16 protein-coding genes are annotated in these 18,221 nt (G+C 69.2%); 11 read left to right on the top strand and 5 right to left on the bottom strand.

Annotated elements, in window-relative coordinates; genetic code table 11:
- The first annotated feature begins 68 nt into the window (after positions 1 to 68).
- Positions 69 to 401, top strand: a complete 333-nt coding sequence (locus HCC78_RS15165) for a hypothetical protein (protein ID WP_172329631.1) — start codon at positions 69 to 71, stop codon at positions 399 to 401.
- Positions 398 to 1,027, top strand: a complete 630-nt coding sequence (locus HCC78_RS15160) for a sulfotransferase domain-containing protein (protein ID WP_172329630.1) — start codon at positions 398 to 400, stop codon at positions 1,025 to 1,027. Before HCC78_RS15165 ends, HCC78_RS15160 begins: the two co-directional genes overlap by 4 nt.
- Before the next feature lie 503 nt (positions 1,028 to 1,530).
- Here HCC78_RS15160 and cydX read toward each other — a convergent pair.
- The 5 genes from cydX to HCC78_RS15135 all read right to left on the bottom strand — a co-directional run bounded on the left by cydX (position 1,531) and on the right by HCC78_RS15135 (position 7,815).
- Positions 1,531 to 1,662: a cytochrome bd-I oxidase subunit CydX gene (gene cydX / locus HCC78_RS15155; protein ID WP_172329629.1), complete on the bottom strand. Its 132-nt coding sequence runs from the start codon at positions 1,660 to 1,662 to the stop codon at positions 1,531 to 1,533.
- 10 nt (positions 1,663 to 1,672) lie between these two features.
- On the bottom strand, positions 1,673 to 2,830 hold the full coding sequence (gene cydB / locus HCC78_RS15150) for a cytochrome d ubiquinol oxidase subunit II (RefSeq protein ID WP_172329628.1): 1,158 nt from the start codon (positions 2,828 to 2,830) through the stop codon (positions 1,673 to 1,675).
- A gap of 6 nt (positions 2,831 to 2,836) precedes the next feature.
- Positions 2,837 to 4,432, bottom strand: a complete 1,596-nt coding sequence (locus HCC78_RS15145) for a cytochrome ubiquinol oxidase subunit I (protein WP_172329627.1) — start codon at positions 4,430 to 4,432, stop codon at positions 2,837 to 2,839.
- A gap of 111 nt (positions 4,433 to 4,543) precedes the next feature.
- On the bottom strand, positions 4,544 to 6,184 hold the full coding sequence (locus tag HCC78_RS15140; protein WP_371743842.1) for an amino acid ABC transporter ATP-binding/permease protein: 1,641 nt from the start codon (positions 6,182 to 6,184) through the stop codon (positions 4,544 to 4,546).
- Positions 6,181 to 7,815 carry an ABC transporter ATP-binding protein/permease gene (locus tag HCC78_RS15135; RefSeq protein ID WP_172329626.1) on the bottom strand — a complete coding sequence of 545 codons (1,635 nt, stop codon included), beginning with the start codon at positions 7,813 to 7,815 and terminating at the stop codon, positions 6,181 to 6,183. The genes HCC78_RS15140 and HCC78_RS15135 overlap by 4 nt, the downstream gene beginning before the upstream one ends.
- 168 nt (positions 7,816 to 7,983) lie before the next feature.
- On the opposite strand from HCC78_RS15135, the gene HCC78_RS15130 reads away from it, so the two are divergent.
- From HCC78_RS15130 to HCC78_RS15090, 9 genes are all read left to right on the top strand, one after another.
- Positions 7,984 to 8,922 (top strand): sugar-binding transcriptional regulator, encoded by a 939-nt coding sequence (locus tag HCC78_RS15130; RefSeq protein ID WP_172329625.1) that lies wholly within the window; start codon positions 7,984 to 7,986, stop codon positions 8,920 to 8,922.
- A 183-nt stretch (positions 8,923 to 9,105) separates the two neighbouring features.
- A complete protein-coding gene (locus HCC78_RS15125) occupies positions 9,106 to 10,422 on the top strand; it encodes a sugar ABC transporter substrate-binding protein (RefSeq protein ID WP_172329624.1) in 1,317 nt (438 codons plus the stop codon).
- Positions 10,423 to 10,561: 139 nt separating this feature from the next.
- Positions 10,562 to 11,434: a carbohydrate ABC transporter permease gene (locus HCC78_RS15120; RefSeq protein WP_172329623.1), complete on the top strand. Its 873-nt coding sequence runs from the start codon at positions 10,562 to 10,564 to the stop codon at positions 11,432 to 11,434.
- A 3-nt stretch (positions 11,435 to 11,437) separates the two neighbouring features.
- Complete coding sequence (locus tag HCC78_RS15115; protein WP_172329622.1) at positions 11,438 to 12,268, top strand: carbohydrate ABC transporter permease; 831 nt, start codon at positions 11,438 to 11,440, stop codon at positions 12,266 to 12,268.
- Between the two features lie 14 nt (positions 12,269 to 12,282).
- A complete protein-coding gene (locus tag HCC78_RS15110) occupies positions 12,283 to 13,284 on the top strand; it encodes an ATP-binding cassette domain-containing protein (protein WP_172329621.1) in 1,002 nt (333 codons plus the stop codon).
- Positions 13,285 to 13,359: 75 nt separating this feature from the next.
- Positions 13,360 to 14,829, top strand: a complete 1,470-nt coding sequence (locus HCC78_RS15105) for a mannitol dehydrogenase family protein (RefSeq protein WP_172329620.1) — start codon at positions 13,360 to 13,362, stop codon at positions 14,827 to 14,829.
- 3 nt (positions 14,830 to 14,832) lie between these two features.
- The gene (locus HCC78_RS15100; RefSeq protein ID WP_172329619.1) at positions 14,833 to 15,498 is read left to right on the top strand and encodes an HAD family phosphatase; all 666 of its coding nucleotides are present in this window, start codon (positions 14,833 to 14,835) and stop codon (positions 15,496 to 15,498) included.
- Positions 15,499 to 15,513: 15 nt separating this feature from the next.
- Positions 15,514 to 17,049 carry an FGGY-family carbohydrate kinase gene (locus tag HCC78_RS15095; protein WP_172329618.1) on the top strand — a complete coding sequence of 512 codons (1,536 nt, stop codon included), beginning with the start codon at positions 15,514 to 15,516 and terminating at the stop codon, positions 17,047 to 17,049.
- Positions 17,050 to 17,318: 269 nt separating this feature from the next.
- Positions 17,319 to 18,128 (top strand): IclR family transcriptional regulator, encoded by an 810-nt coding sequence (locus HCC78_RS15090; RefSeq protein ID WP_172329617.1) that lies wholly within the window; start codon positions 17,319 to 17,321, stop codon positions 18,126 to 18,128.
- The last annotated feature ends 93 nt before the right edge of the window (positions 18,129 to 18,221 follow it).

The raw sequence follows: 18,221 nt of genomic DNA, 5'->3' as shown, positions 1-18,221 counted from the left end.
GTTCCGGCCGCCGCGGTCCCGCATGCCGGGTCCCGCGCAACGTTCCGGGGTGGTGAAACCGACGCAAGATGCAGGATGACCGTTTCGACAAGCTGGTGGTCGGGCTCGGGGCGATGAAGGCCGCGAGCACCTGGCTCAGCTACAATCTTGCGAAGTCGCCGCATGTCGACATGACGCCGCCGAAGGAGCTGCACTATTTCCACGCGACCGCCCGCCTGAGCGACGGCATGACCGCAGGCAACATGCTGCGTCTGCTGCAGCCGTTCCGCGGCTGGAAGGGCACCTATCTGGACCGGGAGTTCCGGCGCGGGCGCGCCGAGATGTTCCGCGCCGCGCCGCGCCGGAGCCGTCGCCCGACGGCCTGCCGGAATGGCGCCGGGCCAACATTGCGCAGCGGATGAAGGACCGGGCGGAATGGTACGCGCTCTACGAGAGCGGCACGCCCTCGGATGCCTGGTACCGGGCGCTGTTTCCCAAGGCGGGGCCGGATGTCTGGGCGCTGGACTTCTCCAACACCTACGGCATGCTGCACCGGCGCGACATGCTCCGCATCCGCGGCATGGCCCGCGAGGCGCGGGCGATCTGCATCCTGCGCGATCCCTATGACCGGCTGTGGTCGCACCTGCGCTTCCAGGCGCAGGTCGACGGCACGCTCGACCGGCTCCCGGAGCTGCCGGCGGAAAAGCTGGTGCGGAAGGTGCGGGCCTGGCGGTTCGACGCGCACAGCCTCTATGCGCCGCGGCTGGAACGCGCGCTGGACGTGTTCGGGCCGGAGCGGCTGCTGGTGCTGTCCTATGACGGGATCAAGGCCGATCCGAACGGCGCGCTGGCCCGGGTCACGGAGTTCCTCGGGATACCGGCGGTGCCCAGCCGGAAGCGCACGGAGCGCCCGCGCAACGTCACCGCGAAGATCGCCGCGCCGCCGGGGCTGTTCGCGCCGTTCGAAGCGAAGTTCCGCGCCGATCTGGAACGGGTCGAAGCGCTTGGCTTTGACATGCCGGCCGCCTGGCGGACCCCGCCGGGCTGAGCCGCCTCCGGGCGCAGGAAGGCCCGGCCCGGCTGCCGGCAGGGACATGTTCCGCAGGCCGGCCGGATCGGGCCGGCACCCTGTCCCCGGCGTGGGTCCTTCGGCCAGCCTGCCACGGCCTTGTCCGCCCGGCGCGCCCTCCGGAAAACTCGGACCCTTCGGAGGCGCGCCGCGCGTGGCCCGCGCCCGCCGGTCCCGGCATGGCGGGCAAGCAACCGGGAATGCATCCGCACGCTTCGGCCGCCGGCCGGAGCGGCGAAGCCGTTCCCGCGGGCAGGCGCCGCATTCCGGGCTGGCTTGTTGGCAGGGGCGTGCCTTGCGTGGCGGGTCTGCGGGTCTTCCGGAAGAGCGGGGCAAGGCCGCGGCTCGGTGCGGAGGCGGTCGCCGTTCGCAGGTGCCCTGCGGCTCGGCCGCAGGACGGAAAAGGCGTCCCGCGCGGGCGGGACGCCGGGTTGATTGCCGGGGCAGGGCGCAAGCGGCGCCGCGCCCCGGCCCGGGCGGGCTCAGCGGGGCCCGGCCTTCCGGTCATGTTCGTCGGCCACCCGCGCATCTTCGCGCAGTTCCAGCCACATGGCGTTCAGCACCGCGAAGAGCGCGGCCAGGGGAAGGCCCAGGAGCCAGGCGAAATACCACATGATCGTCTCCTCAGTAGCTGTTGGCGTTTTCGTGCAGGTCGCTCTCGGTCACCTTGCCCCAGAGCACCTTGTAGACCCAGGCCGTGTAGGCGAGGATGATCGGCATGAAGATCGCTGCTGCCACCAGCATGACGAAGAGCGTCCGCTGCGACGAGGAGGCGTCCCAGACCGTCAGCGACGAGGCCGGATCGATCGAGGAGGGCAGGATGAACGGGAACATGGTCAGGCCAACGCTCGCGATCATGCCGAAGATGCCCATCTTCGAGGCCAGGATGGTGAAGCCCCAGCCCTTGCGCAGCCCCAGCACCGACAGGCCCATGCCCGCGAAGCCCATCAGCGGCGCGACGATGATCCAGGGCCGTTCCACATAGGCCGACAGCCAGGTGCCGCCCTTGGTGACCTCGCTCAGGAGCGGATTCGACGGCCCGTCCGGCACGGCATTGGCCAGCTGGTAGCCGTCGGTCAGCACCAGGAGCCAGAGCCCCGCCAGAGCATAGCCGCCCATGGCCACGAGCCCGGCCATGGAGCCGATCTTGCGCGCCCGCTCGGTGATCGGGCCGGCCTCGGATTTCAGCACCAGCCAGCCCGCGCCATGGGCCAGCAGCATCGCCACCGAGACCGCGCCGCAGACCAGAGCGAAGGGGTTCAGCAGGAAGAGGAGCTTCAGGAAGCCCACGCCCTCGTAGATCGGCATCAGCCGGTCATTCAGGTGGAAAGGCACGCCGCGCAGCACGTTGCCGACCGCCACGCCGAAGATCAGCGCAGGCACCGCGCCGCCCGCGAACAACGCCCAGTCCCAGCGCTCGCGCCAGGTCTTGCCGTCGCGCTTGGAGCGGTACTTGAAGGCCACCGGCCGCAGGATCAGCGCGGCGAGGATCAGCCACATCGCCAGGTAGAAGCCCGAGAAGCTGACGGCATAGAGCGGCGGCCAGGCCGCGAAGATCGCCCCGCCGCCGAGGATGAACCACACCTGGTTGCCTTCCCAGACCGGGCCGACCGTGTTGATCACCAGCCGCCTTTCGGTGTCGGTCTTGGCCACGAAGGGCAGGAGCGCGCCCACCCCCATGTCGAAGCCGTCGGTGAGGGCGAAGCCGATCAGCAGAACGCCGAGCAGCACCCACCAGATGACACGCAGGGTGCCGTAGTCGATCAGTTCGTAGAGGATCATCGCTCGTTACTCCGCCGGGGCTGCCGAGGGGCCGGCCAGGCGCGCCTCGTGGCGCTTCATCCAGATTTCGGTTTCCTCGACATCCTGCACCGGACCCTTGCGGATGTACTTGATCATCAGCCCCATCTCGATGACGAAGAGCGTCGAGTAGAAGATCACGAAGCCCGCGATGGTGAACAGCACCTCGCCGACGCCCAGGTGGCTGACCGACAGCGCGGTCGGCAGGATGCCGTCCACCGTCCAGGGCTGGCGCCCGTATTCGGCGACGATCCAGCCCATCTCGGCCGCGATCCAGGGGGCGGGGATCACCGCCACCGCGCCGTAGAGCGCCCAGCGGGGATAGGTCATGCCCTTGAACGAGCTGCGGACGAAGAAGTAGAGCATCACGCCGATGAAGGCGAAACCGAGCCCGACCATGATCCGGAAGGCCCAGAAGATCGGGAAGACATGGGGCACCGTGTCGTTGGCGGCCTGCTGGATCTGCTCGGGCGTCGCGTTGCGCGGGTCGTCGGTGTAGCGCAGCAGCAGGAAGGCATAGCCCAGATCCTCGGAATGCGCCTCGAAGCGGTCGGTCATGTCCTGCGTGGCATTGCCCTTGGCCCCGCGGATTTCCATCAGCGCGTCATAGGCGAGGATGCCGTTTTCGATCCGGCCGTGGGCTTCCTCGACCAGCTGCTCGATGCCCGGGATCTCGCGCGTCAGCGACCGGGTGCCGATCAGCCCCATCACATAGGGGATGTGGACGGCGTAATGCGTCTCGCGCGCCTCGCTGTCGGGGATGCCGAAGAGGGTGAAGGAGGCGGGGGCGGGCTCGGTTTCCCACATCGCCTCGATGGCGGCCATCTTCATCTTCTGGTTCAGCCCGGCATCGTAGCCCGACTCGTCGCCCAGGACGACGACCGACAGCGCCGAAGCGAGGCCGAAGGAGGCCGCGACTGTGATCGACCGGCGCGCCAGCTCGACATGGCGCCCCTTCAGCAGGTACCAGGCCGAGACGCCCAGCACGAAGACCGAGGCCGTGACATAGCCCGCCGACACGGTATGGACGAATTTCGCCTGCGCCACCGGGTTGAACAGGACTTCGGCGAAGCTGTCCATCTCCATCCGCATGGTCATCGGGTTGAAGCTTGCCCCGACCGGGTTCTGCATCCAGCCGTTGGCGATCAGGATCCACAGCGCCGAGAAGTTGGAGCCTATCGCGACCAGCCAGGCCACGATCAGGTGCGGCACCTTGCCCAGCTTGTTCCATCCGAAGAAGAACAGCCCGACGAAGGTGGCCTCTAGGAAGAAGGCCATGAGCCCCTCGATCGCCAGCGGCGCGCCGAACACGTCGCCGACATAGTGGCTGTAGTAGCTCCAGTTCATGCCGAACTGGAATTCCATGGTGATGCCGGTCGCCACGCCGAGGACGAAGTTGATCCCGAACAGGGTCCCCCAGAACTTGGTCATCTGCCGCCAGATCGGCCGTCCGGTCATCACGTAAACCGTCTCCATGGTCGCCACGAGGATCGAAAGACCCAGCGTCAGCGGCACGAAGAGGAAGTGATAGAGCGCCGTCATTGCAAACTGCAATCGCGACAACTCCACGATATCGAGGTCCATTGCACTCTCCTGCTGCGCTAAACATGCGCCGAAAATATACGTTACCGGCTATGCAACGAAGACCGAATTTCCGTTTTGATCTGAGTCAAAGGTAAGCGGTTCGTGATCCGCTCAGAGCGGAAAAACCTTGTCCGCCCAAAGACGTTCCGCTTCGCGGTGCGCCGCGCAGAGGATCGCGGCCTCCGGCAGGGCGGTGCGGATGCCGTGCAGCACACGCTCCGCGGTCGCCCGGTCGAGTCCTTCGGTGGGCTCGTCGAGCAGCAGAACGGCAGGGCGGCGCAGAAGCGCGCGCGCCAGCGACAGCCGCCGCGCTTCGCCGCCCGAAAGACCCGCGCCGCCTTCGCCGAGCCGCGCATCCGCGCCGCCCCGTTCCGCCAGCGGACCGTCCAGCGCGACGGCGGCCAGCACCGCGTCCGCCTCCCCGCGGGAGAGCCCGTCGCGCGCCAGCGCGAGGTTCTCCATCACCGTGCCCGCAAGCAGCATGGAGCGCTGCGGCAGGAAGGCGAGCCGCCCGCGCAGGGCGGGCTCCGGCCAGTCGGCGAGCGGCAGGCCGCAGAGCAGCACCTCGCCGCGATCCGCGGACAGGAGCCCCGCGGCGATCTGCAGGAGCGTCGATTTCCCCCGGCCGGATGGCCCGGTCAGCGCCACGGTCTCGCCCGGGCGGACCTCCAGCGACACGGCCTCCAGAACCGGCGCGGCGGCCCCGGGCCGGGCATGGCCGATGCCGTGCAGGACCAGCCCGGTTCCGGGCGGATCGGGCGCGGACGGGCCGGTGCCGCCTGAGGGTTCGGCCGCGCCGAAGACCCGACGTGCGGCATCGGCCATCGCGCCCATGCCGCTCATCCCGGGCCGCATCATCGCCAGCGCCTCGTGCAGCCCGAGCGCGGCAAAGACCGGAATGGCCGCCTGCGCGGCAGTCAGAGTCCCCGCCTGCACCAGCCAGCCGCCGAGGGCGACCAGCAGCGCGACGGCCAGCGTGGTCACGGCCGAGAGCCCGGCATCGGCCCGTTCCGCCATGCGGTCGAGCCGCGCAGCCGCGAGGTCGAGCTTCTCTGCGCGGCCGAGCAGCAGTCGAAGACGCCCGGCCAGCCCGCCATGCACCGCCAGGTCGATCTGGCCCCGCAGCGTCGACACCGTCCCGCGCAGCAGCGCCTGGCCGCGCCGCTCCGCCCGGATCGAGGCCGGGACAGAACGGCGGCCGAGCCGCCTGAGCAGCACCGCGCTGCCGCCGCCCTGCACCGCCACGATGGTCAGCGCGAGGCTCCAATGCGTCAGCCACCAGAGCCCGGCCCCGGCCAGGAGCACCGTGGAGGTTCCGGCGGCCAGCGGCAGCGCCAGTCGCAGCACCGTGCCGTCGAGCGCGTCGACATCGGCGGTCAGCCGGGTCAGCGCGGGTCCGGGACGCAGCCGCCCCAGCGCCTCCCAGCTGTCCTGCATGCGCCGGCGCAGCAGCGTCACCCGCAGCGCGGACAGCGCGCGCAGGGTGGCGTCATGGGTCAGCAGCCGTTCGCCATAGCGCGAGGCGGCCCGGCCGAGCGCCAGCAGCCGCACCCCGGCCGAGGGACGGAACACGTCGAAGGCGATGCCGATCCCCATCAGCCCGGCGACGCCGGTGGCGGTGATGAACCAGCCCGACAGGCCGAGCAGCGCGACCCCGGCCAGCAGGGTGGCCAGCGACAGCAGCGCCCCCTTGGCCATCGTGCCCGGCGCCGCGGCCCAGATCATGCGGATGACATCGAGAAGCGGCTTCACAGCGGCACCTCCCGGTCGGCGGCGGCGATCAGCGCGGAATCGTGGCTGGCGGCGATCACGGTGCGGCCCTCGGCAGCCAGGCTCTCCAGCGTGGCGATCACGGCGGCGGCTGTCCCGGCATCGAGATCGGCGGTCGGCTCGTCGGCGATCACCAGGTCTGCCTTCATGGCGACGGCGCGCGCCAGCAGCAGCCGCCGCGCCTCGCCGCCCGACAGTCCGGCGCCGCTTTCGCCCAGCCGGGCCGCCAGCCCGCCGGGCAGCCGAGCCACGACCTCCGCCGAGGCCGAGCGCGCCAATGCCTTGTCCACGCCGCCCTTGCCCTTCGGGTCGAGGAAGGCGGCAAGGCTCTGGTCGGGCACATGGATGGCCTGCGGCAGCCACGCGATCCGCGCCCGCCAGCCCGCCGCCGTGTCTTCGCCGAGCGGTCTGCCTGCCGCCTCGATCTCGCCGGAAGCGACAGGAATCAGACCCATCGCCGCCATCAGCGCCGAGGACTTGCCGCGTCCCGAGGGACCGCTGAGCACGACCAGCTCGCCGGGGGCCGCGGCGAAGTCGGGCACTGCCACCTCGTGCCCGCCGCGCATCAGCCGGACATCGCGGAACGCCAGGCTGGCCGGGCCGGGCAGCGGCGCGGCGCGGGCGATCCCGCCGGGGATCGGGGCGGCGGCGCCATCCATCAGCGCGTCGATCTCCTCCGCAACGGCCCTGGCCTCGGCCTGGTCGTGCCAGGCAGCGGCGAGATCGCGCAGCGGCTGGAAGAAGGACGGCGCGAGGAGCAGCACGAAGATGCCCTCCTGCAGGGTCAGCGGCGTCGCCCAGGCGCCGAAGCGCAGCTCGCCCAGCAGCGAGAAGCCGACATAGACCGCCACCATCGCCACGCCGATCGCCGAGAACAGCTCCAGCACTGTGGAGGAGAGGAAGGCGATGCGCAGCACCTCCATCGTCCGCTGCCGCAGCGCGTCCGCGCGGGTGCCGAAATCCCGCTCCGTGCGGCCGCCGGCATCGAGCAGCCGGATGTCCTGCAGCATCGCCAGCCGGTCGGTCAGCAGCGTGTTGAGGCTGCCGATCTCGGCCATCTGCTTCTGGCTGGCCTCCTTAGCGGCCATGCCCACAAGCGCCATGAAGACCGGGATCAGCGGCCCGGCGACGGCGAGGATCAGCGCCACCGCCCAGGAACACCACAGCGACAGCAGGAGCAGCACCGGTGCGACCGCCGCGACCCGCATCCGCGCGGGCCTGTAGCGCGCGAGATAGCGCTTGAGCGACGGCAGCTTCTGCACGGCCAGCGCGGCGAAGGCGCCGGAGGACAGCGCGCGGTCGAGCCGCGCGGTCTCGGCCGCCAGCAGGTCGCGGCGCAGACCGGCGACGGCCGCCTCGGCGGTCTCGCCGGCCAGCCGCGCGGCACGGGCCTCGAGGACGCTGCGCAGCAGCCCGGCCGCGAGGAAGCCCGCCGCAAGCGCCGCCGAGTGCAGCGGACCGGCGCCCGAGACCCAGCCGCCGATCGCCATGGCAAGGCAGGCGGCCTGCACCGGCCAGAGCAGCTCTCCGCCCAGCCGCCACAGCCCCGCGCGCCGCAATCCGCCCGCGGTGGCGCGGGTCAGGCGGGGCAGCAGGGGGTCGGCATTGCTCAAGGCAAGGCTCCGGTCGGTGGCGGCGGCTTGCCTGCAGATGGGCCGGAAGCCCGGGCAAATGCAACCCCGGCAGTCCGTTCGGGTTGCTGCATCCCTTGCGGCGGGGCGGCTTGCAAAGCGCAACCATCTTGCCCAAGATGCATGCCGGACAGAGGATCAGGAGCCGAAATGCGCCCAGCCGACCGCAAGCTCGACGATGCCGCCCGCGCGGCCTGGCTGGCCTATATCGGCGGGATGAAGCAGGACGAGATCGCGGCGGTCATGGGCATCTCGCGCCAGTCCGCGCAGCGGCTGGTGAGCCAGGCGATGAGCGCGGGGCTGGTGAAGGTGCGCATCGACCATCCGGTGGCGCGCTGCCTGGAACTGGGCGAGCGGCTGCGCGAGCGCTACGGGCTGGGACTGTGCGAGGTCGTGCCGTCGCTGGGACCGGGCGAGGGGGCGGGGCGCGGAGTCGCCCATGCCACCGCCGACATCCTGGAAGGCTGGCTCACGCGCGGGGAGCCGGTGGTGATCGGCCTCGGCACCGGGCGCACCCTGCGCTCCGCGATCGAGCAGCTGCCGCATGTCGACTGCGCGCAGCACAAGATCGTGTCCCTGACCGGCAACATCTCGCCCTCGGGCTCGACGGCCTACTACAACGTGCTCTTCACCATTTCCGACAAGGTCAGCGCGCCGACCTATCCGCTGCCGCTGCCGGTCATCGCCGCCACGCGGGAAGAGCGCGACCTGCTGCTGGGCCAGGCCACGCTGCGCACCAACCGGGAGCTGGTGCGCAAGACCGACGTGCGCTTCGTCGGCATCGGCCAGATCCTGGAAAACCCGCCGCTGGTGCTCGACGGCTTCATCACCGAGGCCGACCAGGCGCGCCTGGCCGGGCGCGGCGCCATCGGCGAGATCACCGGCTGGGTCTACGACCGCGACGGCCGGCTGGTCGAGGACGAGACCAACGGGCGGGTCAGTTCCGCCCCCCTGGCGACCGGAAGCAGCTCGCCGATCATCGCCTGCGCCTACGGGCCGGGCAAGGTCGAGGCGATCCGCGGCGCGCTGACCGGACGCTTCGTCAACGGGCTCGTCACCGACGAGGACACGGCCGAGTCGCTGCTCTGAGCCCGCCTCAGGGCATCTTCCGAGCTCCGTTAGCGAGATCTTAACAAACTGTTATCAAAAGATTTCCTGCGCGTTCGCGCAGGAATTGCCGCGCTGCGGAGAGTTTTCCCTGTTGACCAATCGTCATCTCGAGTGAATAAATGCTCACAAGCAAGGCAAAAGCTCATTCTTGGGAGGAGAGTAATGACTGCTTCGATTCGCACCCTTTTGGGTGCAACGGCGCTGTGCGCCACCGGCCTCGCGGCCGCCGCCGAGACCACCCTGACCATCGCCACCGTCAACAACGGCGACATGATCCGGATGCAGGGCCTGACGGAGGACTTCACGGCCAAGCACCCCGACATCAAGCTCGACTGGGTGACGCTCGAAGAGAACGTGCTGCGCCAGCGGGTGACCCAGGACATCGCCACCAAGGGCGGGCAGTTCGACGTCATGACCATCGGCACCTACGAGGTTCCGATCTGGGCCAAGCAGGGCTGGCTGGAGCCGCTGACCGGGCTTTCCGACGACTATGACGCCGGCGACATCCTGCCGGCCATCGCGGGCGGCCTCAGCATGGACGGCACGCTCTATGCCGCGCCCTTCTACGGCGAAAGCTCCATGGTCATGTACCGCAAGGACCTGATGGAGAAGGCGGGCATGGAAATGCCCGAGGCGCCGACCTGGGACGACATCGCCAAGGCCGCCGAGGCCATGACCGACAAGGACGCGGAAATCTACGGCATCTGCCTGCGCGGCAAGGCCGGCTGGGGCGAGAACATGGCCTTCCTGACGGCGGCCTCGAACTCCTTCGGCGCGCGCTGGTTCGACATGGACTGGAAGCCCCAGTTCGACACCGAGGCCTGGAAGACCACGCTGACCACCTATCTGGACCTGATGAACAAATACGGTCCCCCCGGCGCGTCCTCGAACGGCTTCAACGAGAATCTCGCGCTGTTCCAGTCGGGCAAATGCGGCATGTGGATCGACGCCACCGTGGCGGCCTCCTTCGTGACCAACCCCAACGACTCCAGCGTCGCCGACAAGGTCGGCTTCGCGCTGGCGCCCGATGCGGGACTGGGCAAGCGCGGCAACTGGCTCTGGGCCTGGACGCTGGGCATCCCGGCGGGCACTGACGCGCCGGAGGCGGCCAAGACCTTCATCGAATGGGCGACCTCCAAGGACTATCTCGCCCTGGTCGCCTCCAAGGAAGGCTGGGCCAACGTGCCTCCGGGTACCCGGACCTCGCTCTACGAGAACCCGGAATACCTCGAGGCGGCGCCCTTCGCCGAGATGACGCTGAAGTCGATGGAAGCGGCCGACCCGACCCAGCCGACGGTCGATCCGGTGCCCTATACCGGCGTGCAGTTCGTCGCGATCCCGGAATTCCAGGGCATCGGCACCGCGGTCGGGCAGCAGTTCTCCGCGGCGCTGGCCGGGCAGATCACCGCCGACCAGGCGCTGCAGAACGCCCAGGCCCTGACCGAGCGCGAAATGAAGCGCGGCGGCTACATCAAGTGACCTGACGCGGGGGGCGCGCGCGCTCCCCGTTCCGGGATACCCCGGCGGAACGTGCCTCCAACCGTTCCGTCCCTCCCCCAGAACCGGCCCGATCCCCGCGGCCGGGCCGGTTCCCCGCGCCACCGAAAGAGGCCTGCCCATGTCGACGAAAGCGTCCCGCGCCGCAGCGCGGCTCATGATATCGCCCTCGGTCATCCTGCTGCTGGGATGGATGCTGATCCCGCTGGGGCTGACCCTCTACTTCTCCGTCCTGCGCTACAACCTGCTGATGCCCGGGGACAATCCCTTCGTCGGCTTCGAGAACTACAGCTACTTCCTGACCGACCCGGGCTTCACCGCGGCGATCTGGAACACGCTGGCCCTCGTCCTCGGCGTGCTGGTCATCACCATCATCGGCGGCATCCTTCTGGCGCTTCTGCTCGACCAGCCGATGTGGGGGCAGGGGATCGTGCGCATCCTGGTGATCGCGCCGTTCTTCGTCATGCCGACCGTCTCCGCGCTGGTGTGGAAGAACATGTTCCTCAACCCGGTGAACGGCCTCTTCGCGCATCTCTTCAAGGCGCTGGGGCTGGAACCCTTCGACTTCCTCGCCCAGGCGCCGCTGCTGTCGATCATCGGCATCGTGTCCTGGCAGTGGCTGCCCTTCGCCACGCTGATCCTGCTGACCGCGCTGCAGTCGCTGGACAGCGAGCAGCTGGAAGCGGCCGAGATGGACGGCGCCAAGCCGCTGTCGCGCTTCTGGTACATCATGCTGCCGCACCTGGCGCGCGCCATCACCGTGGTCGTGCTGATCCAGACGATCTTCCTGCTGTCGGTCTTCGCCGAGATCCTCGTCACCACCAATGGCGGCCCGGGCTATGCCTCGACCAACCTGACCTACCTGATCTACGTCCAGTCGCTGCTGCAATACGACGTGGGCATGGGGTCCGCCGGGGGCGTCGTCGCCATCATCCTCGCCAATATCGTCGCGATCTTCCTGATGCGGATGATCGGCAAGAACCTGGAGGCCTGAGCCATGGCGCGTGCCGTCAAGACGCAGCGCAAGGCGCTGAACACCGCGATCGCCTGGGGCGTGGGCCTGCTGATCTTCTTCCCGATCCTCTGGACCATCCTCACCAGCTTCAAGACCGAGGCCGAGGCGATCGCCGATCCGCCGGTCTGGTTCAACTTCCACTGGACGCTGGAAAACTACGTCACCGTGCAGGAGCGCTCGAACTACTTCCGGCATTTCTGGAACTCGGTGGTCATCTCGGTGGGCTCCACGCTGATCGGCCTGATCATTGCCGTCCCCGCCGCCTGGGCCATGGCCTTCGTGCCCGGCAAGCGGACCAAGGACGTGCTGATGTGGATGCTGTCGACCAAGATGCTGCCGCCGGTGGGCGTGCTGGTGCCGCTCTACCTGATCTTCCGCAATCTCGGGCTGCTCGACACCCGCACCGGCCTGGTCTTCGTGCTGACGATGATCAACCTGCCGATCATCATCTGGATGCTCTACACCTATTTCCGCGAGATCCCGTCGGAAATCCTGGAGGCCGCGCGCATGGACGGCGCCAGCCTGAAGGAGGAGGTGATCCACGTGCTGATGCCGATGGCGGTGCCGGGCATGGCCTCGACCGTGCTGCTGAACATCATCCTGGCCTGGAACGAGGCGTTCTGGACGCTGAACCTGACCGCCGCCAAGGCCGCGCCGCTGACCGCCTTCATCGCCAGCTATTCCTCGCCCGAGGGGCTGTTCTACGCGAAGCTCTCGGCCGCCTCGACCATGGCCATCGCGCCGATCCTGATCATGGGCTGGTTCAGCCAGAAGCAATTGGTCCGGGGGCTCACCTTCGGCGCCGTGAAATAAGGGGGGAACTACCCGTGGGAAAAATCACGCTGTCTCAGGTCACGAAAAGCTTCGGCGACGTGCAGGTCATTCCGCCGCTCGACCTGGAAATCAACGACGGGGAATTCGTGGTCTTCGTCGGCCCCTCGGGCTGCGGCAAGTCCACCTTGCTGCGTCTGATCGCCGGGCTGGAGGACGTCTCCTCCGGCCGGATCGACATCGACGGCGCCGAGGCGACAGAGCTGCCGCCCGCCAAGCGCCGGCTGGCCATGGTGTTCCAGAGCTACGCGCTCTATCCGCACATGTCGGTCAGGAAGAACATCGCCTTCCCGATGAAGATGGCGAACGTCCCAGAGGACGAGCAGAAGCGGCGCATCGACTCTGCCGCCAAGGCGCTCAACCTCTCCGACTATCTCGACCGCAAGCCCGGGCAGCTTTCCGGCGGCCAGCGCCAGCGCGTCGCCATCGGCCGCGCCATCGTGCGCGAACCGGCCGCCTTCCTCTTCGACGAGCCGCTGTCGAACCTCGACGCCGCCCTGCGCGTGGGCATGCGGCTGGAGATCAGCGAGCTGCACGAGCGGCTGGCCACCACGATGATCTACGTCACCCATGACCAGGTCGAGGCGATGACCATGGCCGACAAGATTGTCGTGCTGCGTGCGGGACATATCGAGCAGGTCGGATCGCCGCTGGAGCTCTACCGCGCGCCGCGCAACCTCTTCGTCGCGGGATTCATCGGCTCGCCCAAGATGAACTTCATCGAGGGCCAGACCGCGGAAGCCCATGGCGCCCACACGATCGGCATCCGGCCCGAGCATATCGAGGTCTCCGCCACCGAAGGCATGTGGCAGGGCCGCGTCGCGGTGTCCGAGCATCTGGGCAGCGACAGCTTCTTCCATGTCCATGACACCGGGCTGGCGGATGTGATCACGGTCCGCGCCAGCGGCGAGATCGGCTTCCGCCACGGCGACACGATCTTCCTGACGCCGCGCGAGGACCAGCTGCACCGCTTCGGCGCCGACGGGCTGCGCATGTGATCGCGGGCGGAGGCTGCCTCCGCCGGAAATTCCAGGCGGCGCCCGCGGGGGCCGCGCAAATCCATAGGTGGGACCATGTCGCTCCGTCTCTCGAATTCCGCCCTGTCCTCTCTGCCTGCCAAGGTGGCCGCACCCGGCTATGACCGCGCGCAGCTCAGCTCCGGCATCCTGCATTTCGGCCTGGGCAACTTCCACCGTGCGCACCAGGCCGAATATCTCAACCGGCTCTTCGCCATGGGCGAGGGCATGGACTGGGCGCTGGTCGGGGCCGGGGTCTTCGAGGGCGAGAAGCGCGGCCGCGACATCCTCGCCGCGCAGGACTGGATGACCACCCTGGTCGAGCAGGAAGCGGACCGCAGCGAGGCCAAGGTGCTTGGCTCGATGATCGATTTCATCGAGCCCGCCAACGGCCCGGCGATCGTCGCGCGCATGGCGGAGCCGGACATCCGCATCGTCTCCATGACCATCACGGAAGGCGGCTATTTCCTCGACTCGAACGACCGTTTCGATCCAGAGCATCCGGCCATGGCCGTGGACGCCGCCGATCCGGAAGACCCGAAGACGGTCTTCGGCATGATCATCGCCGGGCTGAAGGCGCGCCGCGCCAAGGGGCTCGCCCCCTTCACCGTGATGTGCTGCGACAACATCCCCCATAACGGCGTGGTCACGAAGAACACGCTGACCGGACTGGCGCGGCTCTCCGATCCGGCCTTCGCCGACTGGATCGCGGAGAATGTCGCCTTCCCGAATTCCATGGTGGACCGGATCACTCCCGCCACCACCGACCGCGAACGCGGCATCCTGCGCGACGAGTTCGGGATCGAGGACGGCTGGCCGGTCTTCTGCGAGGGCTTCACCCAGTGGGTGATGGAGGACAACTTCCCGCTCGGCCGCCCGCCGCTGGAAAAGGCCGGCGTGCAGTTCGTGCCGGATGTCGCGCCCTACGAGCTCATGAAGCTGCGCATCCTCAATGGCGGCCACGCGGTCATCGCCTATCCGGGCGGGCTGATGGACATCCATTTCGTTCACGAGGCGATGGAGCATCCGCTGATCCGTGCCTTCCTGCGCAAGCTCGAGGAAACAGAGATCATCCCGAATGTCCCGCCGGTCCCGGATACCAGCCTGGGCGACTATTTCGACCTGATCGAACGGCGCTTTTCCAACCCCAAGATCGGCGACACGGTGCGCAGGCTCTGCCTCGACGGCTCGAACCGGCAGCCGAAATTCGTCCTGCCCACCCTGCGCGATGCGCTGAAGGCGGGCGGTTCCATCGACGGGCTGGCGCTGGAATGCGCGCTCTGGTGCCGCTACTGCGCCGGGGTGACCGACAGCGGGGCGGAAATCGCGCCCAACGATCCCAACTGGGACGGCCTGACCGCCGTGGCACAGCAGGCCAAGGCCCGCCCGCAGGCCTGGCTGGAGCAGAAGGCCATCTATGGCGATCTTGCCTCGGATGCCCGCTTTGCCGCGGCCTTCGCAAGGGCGCTGGACGCGCTCTGGGCCGAGGGAACGGCGGCGGTGCTTTCCCGCTACCTGGACAGCTGAGAGATGCGGCCCGCGCTGGTCATCTTCGACTGCGACGGCGTTCTGGTCGACAGCGAGCCGATCTCGCTCGACGTGCTGGTCGGCTATCTGGGCGAGCAGGGCTGCGATCTCGACCACGATACCGGCTATCGCGCGCTTCTGGGCCGTTCCATGGCCTCCGTTGCGGAGTGGCTGCGCCGCGAGCGCGGCTTCGAGCTGACCGAGGCCATGCTGGCCGAAACGCGTGCGCGGCTCTTCGCCCGCTTCGATGCCGAGCTGCAGCCGATCCCCGGAATCGCCGGTGCGGTCCGCGCCATTGGCGGGCCGGTCTGCGTCGCATCCTCCAGCCAGCCCGAGCGCATCCGCCGCTCGCTGACCCTGACCGGGCTGCTGCCGCTCTTCGAGCCCAACGTCTACAGCGCCACGATGGTCGCGCGCGGCAAGCCCGCGCCCGATCTGTTCCTCTTCGCCGCCTCCGGCATGGGCGCCGATCCGGCCGATTGCGTGGTGATCGAGGACAGCCCGGCAGGGCTGACCGCGGCGAAGGCCGCGGGCATGCGCGCGGTTGCCTTCACCGGCGGCAGCCATGCCGGACCCGCCAGACTGCGCGAGACGGTTGCAAATTGCGCGCCGGACGCCATCATCGACCGGATGGAGGACCTGACCGCGATCCTGCGGCAGCTCGGCTGACAGTCGGTGGAGGACATGGCCGCTTTTTTCTGCGCGGTGGACGTGGGCACGGGCTCTGCCCGGGCCGCGCTGTTCGATGCCGACGGCCGCATGGCCGGACGCTGCGAGGCCGCGCTGGAGCTGCACGAAGCCCCAGGGGGCATTGCCGAATACGCCTCCGCCAGGATCTGGCAGGCGGTCGCGGCCGCGGTGTCCGGCCTGATGGCGGAGACCGGGACGCCGCCCGCCGCCGTCGGGGGACTCGCATTCGGCGCCACCTGCTCGCTTGTTCTCTCCGACCGCAGCGGCGCCCCCCTGCTGCTGGATCCCGGCGGCCGGGACATCATCGCCTGGTGCGACCGCCGGGCCACGGAAGAGGCGGAGATCTGCACGGCGACCCGCCACCGGCTGATCGGGCTGCAGGGCGGCCGCATGTCGCCGGAAATGCAGACCGCCAAGCTCCTCTGGCTGAAGCGGCAGCGCCCGGACCTCTGGGACCGGCTCGGACGCGCCGAGGACCTGTCCGACCACCTGACCCGCCGCGCCACCGGACAGGCCGCAGTCTCGACCTGCGCGCTGGCGGTGAAATGGCCCTGGATCGCCGGGCATGGCGGCTGGCAGGAGGATTTCCTTGCTGCCATCGGGCTCGGCGGCCTGCCGGCCCGGCTGGGCCTGCCTGCCGCGGGCCTGCCGGCCGGGTCGAGGGCCGGGGGCCTGTCGCCGGCGGCGGCATCGCAGCTGGGCCTTGCCGCGGGCACGCCGGTGGCGGCGGGAATGATCGACGCCTTCTCGGGCGCGCTCGGGCTGCGGTCGTTGCAGCCCGCAGGCGACCAGCTCGCGCTGATCGCCGGCACCTCCATCTGCGTCATGGGACTGACCCGGGCGCCGGTCGACGATCCGCGTCTCTGGGGGCCGTTCCGCGATGCCGTTCTCGCGGATCATTGGATCTGCGAGGGCGGGCTGTCCGCGGGCGGCGGGCTGCTCGACCGGGTGCTGGCGGATCACGGTGCCGGACAGGGCCACGCGGAGGTGATGGCCCGGGCCGCGGCGCTGCGGCGCCTCCACGGTCCCGGATTCGGCGCCGAGCTTCAGGTCCTGCCGGATTTCGCCGGCGGCAGGGCGCCCTTTCCGGCGGCGGGCCGCGGCGGGCTGCGCGGCGGGCCGGTCCCGGAGGGCGATCCCGACGCGCTCTGCCGCATCTACTGGCGCGCGATGGTGACCCTGGCATTCGCGGTGCGCCATGTCGCGGACCGGATGGCAGCGGCAGGCATCGGCAGCGGCCGCATCCACGCCACCGGCGGCCTCGCCGCGGCCGGCGCCTTTGCCCAGCTGGTTGCCGATGCCACCGCGCTGCCGGTGCTGCGGGCGCGGGACAGCGACGCGGTGCTGCTGGGCAGCGCGGCCTCCGCCGCGGCGGCTGCCTCCGGCGGGGCCGGAGCGCTGCCGGGCGTGCTCGTGCAGATGGCTCCGGAGGCGGAGACGCTGCAGCCCGATCCCGGGGCGGCGGCGGCTCTGGAACGGGACTACCTTGCCTTCCGCCGGGCTTTCGGACCGCAGCAGGCGCCTGCCTGACGCATCGGCATGGCCGCCATGCTGCAGTTGCAAAAAATTTTCTGCAAATGCGAAATGCCGCTGGCGAAAGCGGGGCCCATTCTGCTATCGCAACGTCGCATGCGCGTGCGGCCGGAGAGCTGCGGTGCAATCCGGGATGTTCCCGGTGCGACGTTTCCTGATTTTCGGACGAAGCAGGCCCGGCCGGTTTTTTGGGCTGGGGGGCATGAAATCTTCGGATTTGGACCCTATCTGCGTTGTCGTCCGCTTTGTGACTACGGGGTGACCAGATGAGTGCGATCAGCGACGAAGGCGGCGAGTCCGCGAAATACCGGGCTCCGGCCCTGTCCAAGGGACTCGACATCCTGGAGCTGCTCTCGACGGTCGCCGACGGCCTGACCCAGGCGGAGATCGCCAAGACGCTGGGCCGGACCTCGTCCGAGATCTTCCGCATGCTCATGGTGCTTCGCGAGCGCGGCTATGTCGAGATCGACAACGACCGCTATCACCTGACCACCAAGATGTTCGTCATGGCGCACCGCCATCCGCCGGTGAAGCGGCTGGCCGCCTTTGCCGGTGACCCGATGCAGCGCCTCGCGGACCGGCTGAACCAGTCGATGCATCTGGGCATCCTGCACCGCGGCGAGATGCTGGTGATCGCCCAGGTGGACTGTCCCGACAACAACCTGACCTCGGTGCGGCTCGGCGCGCATGTCCCGCTCTACGACACCGCGTCCGGGCGGGTGCTGGCGGCCTGGCTCGACCGCGAGGCGCTCGGCCGGCTGATCGCCGAAGCCGGGCCGGACTCCCCCAAGCGCGCGGATTTCGAGGCTGACCTGCCCGCGGTGCGCCGCCAGGGCTTCTGCGTCAGCCCGTCCCAGACCATCGCCGGGGTGCTGAACCTGTCGGTGCCGATCTTCGATTTCACCGGCCAGGCGGTCGCCTCCGTGACCATCCCCTTCATCCAGCGGCTGTCCGGCACGTCGATCTTCCCGCCCGAATACTGCCGCGATGCGCTGGTGGAGATGTGCGCCGGGATCTCGCGGCGGCTGGGGGCGGACATGGACGCGCTGCACCGCCGCGAACCGGAACTGCAATAGATACAATTCGAACTGCTTCGGCCGTGCATCTTCCCCATTTGTAAAGCAAGAGCCCCTACGATCCGAGGAAGGGGCGAGATTGGGGACTGGGGC

Origin of the sequence: Mangrovicoccus sp. HB161399 (assembly GCF_013184745.1) — a bacterium.
In the GTDB taxonomy this organism is placed as follows: Bacteria; Pseudomonadota; Alphaproteobacteria; order Rhodobacterales; family Rhodobacteraceae; genus Mangrovicoccus.
This window is presented reverse-complemented; position numbering and strand designations above follow the sequence as displayed.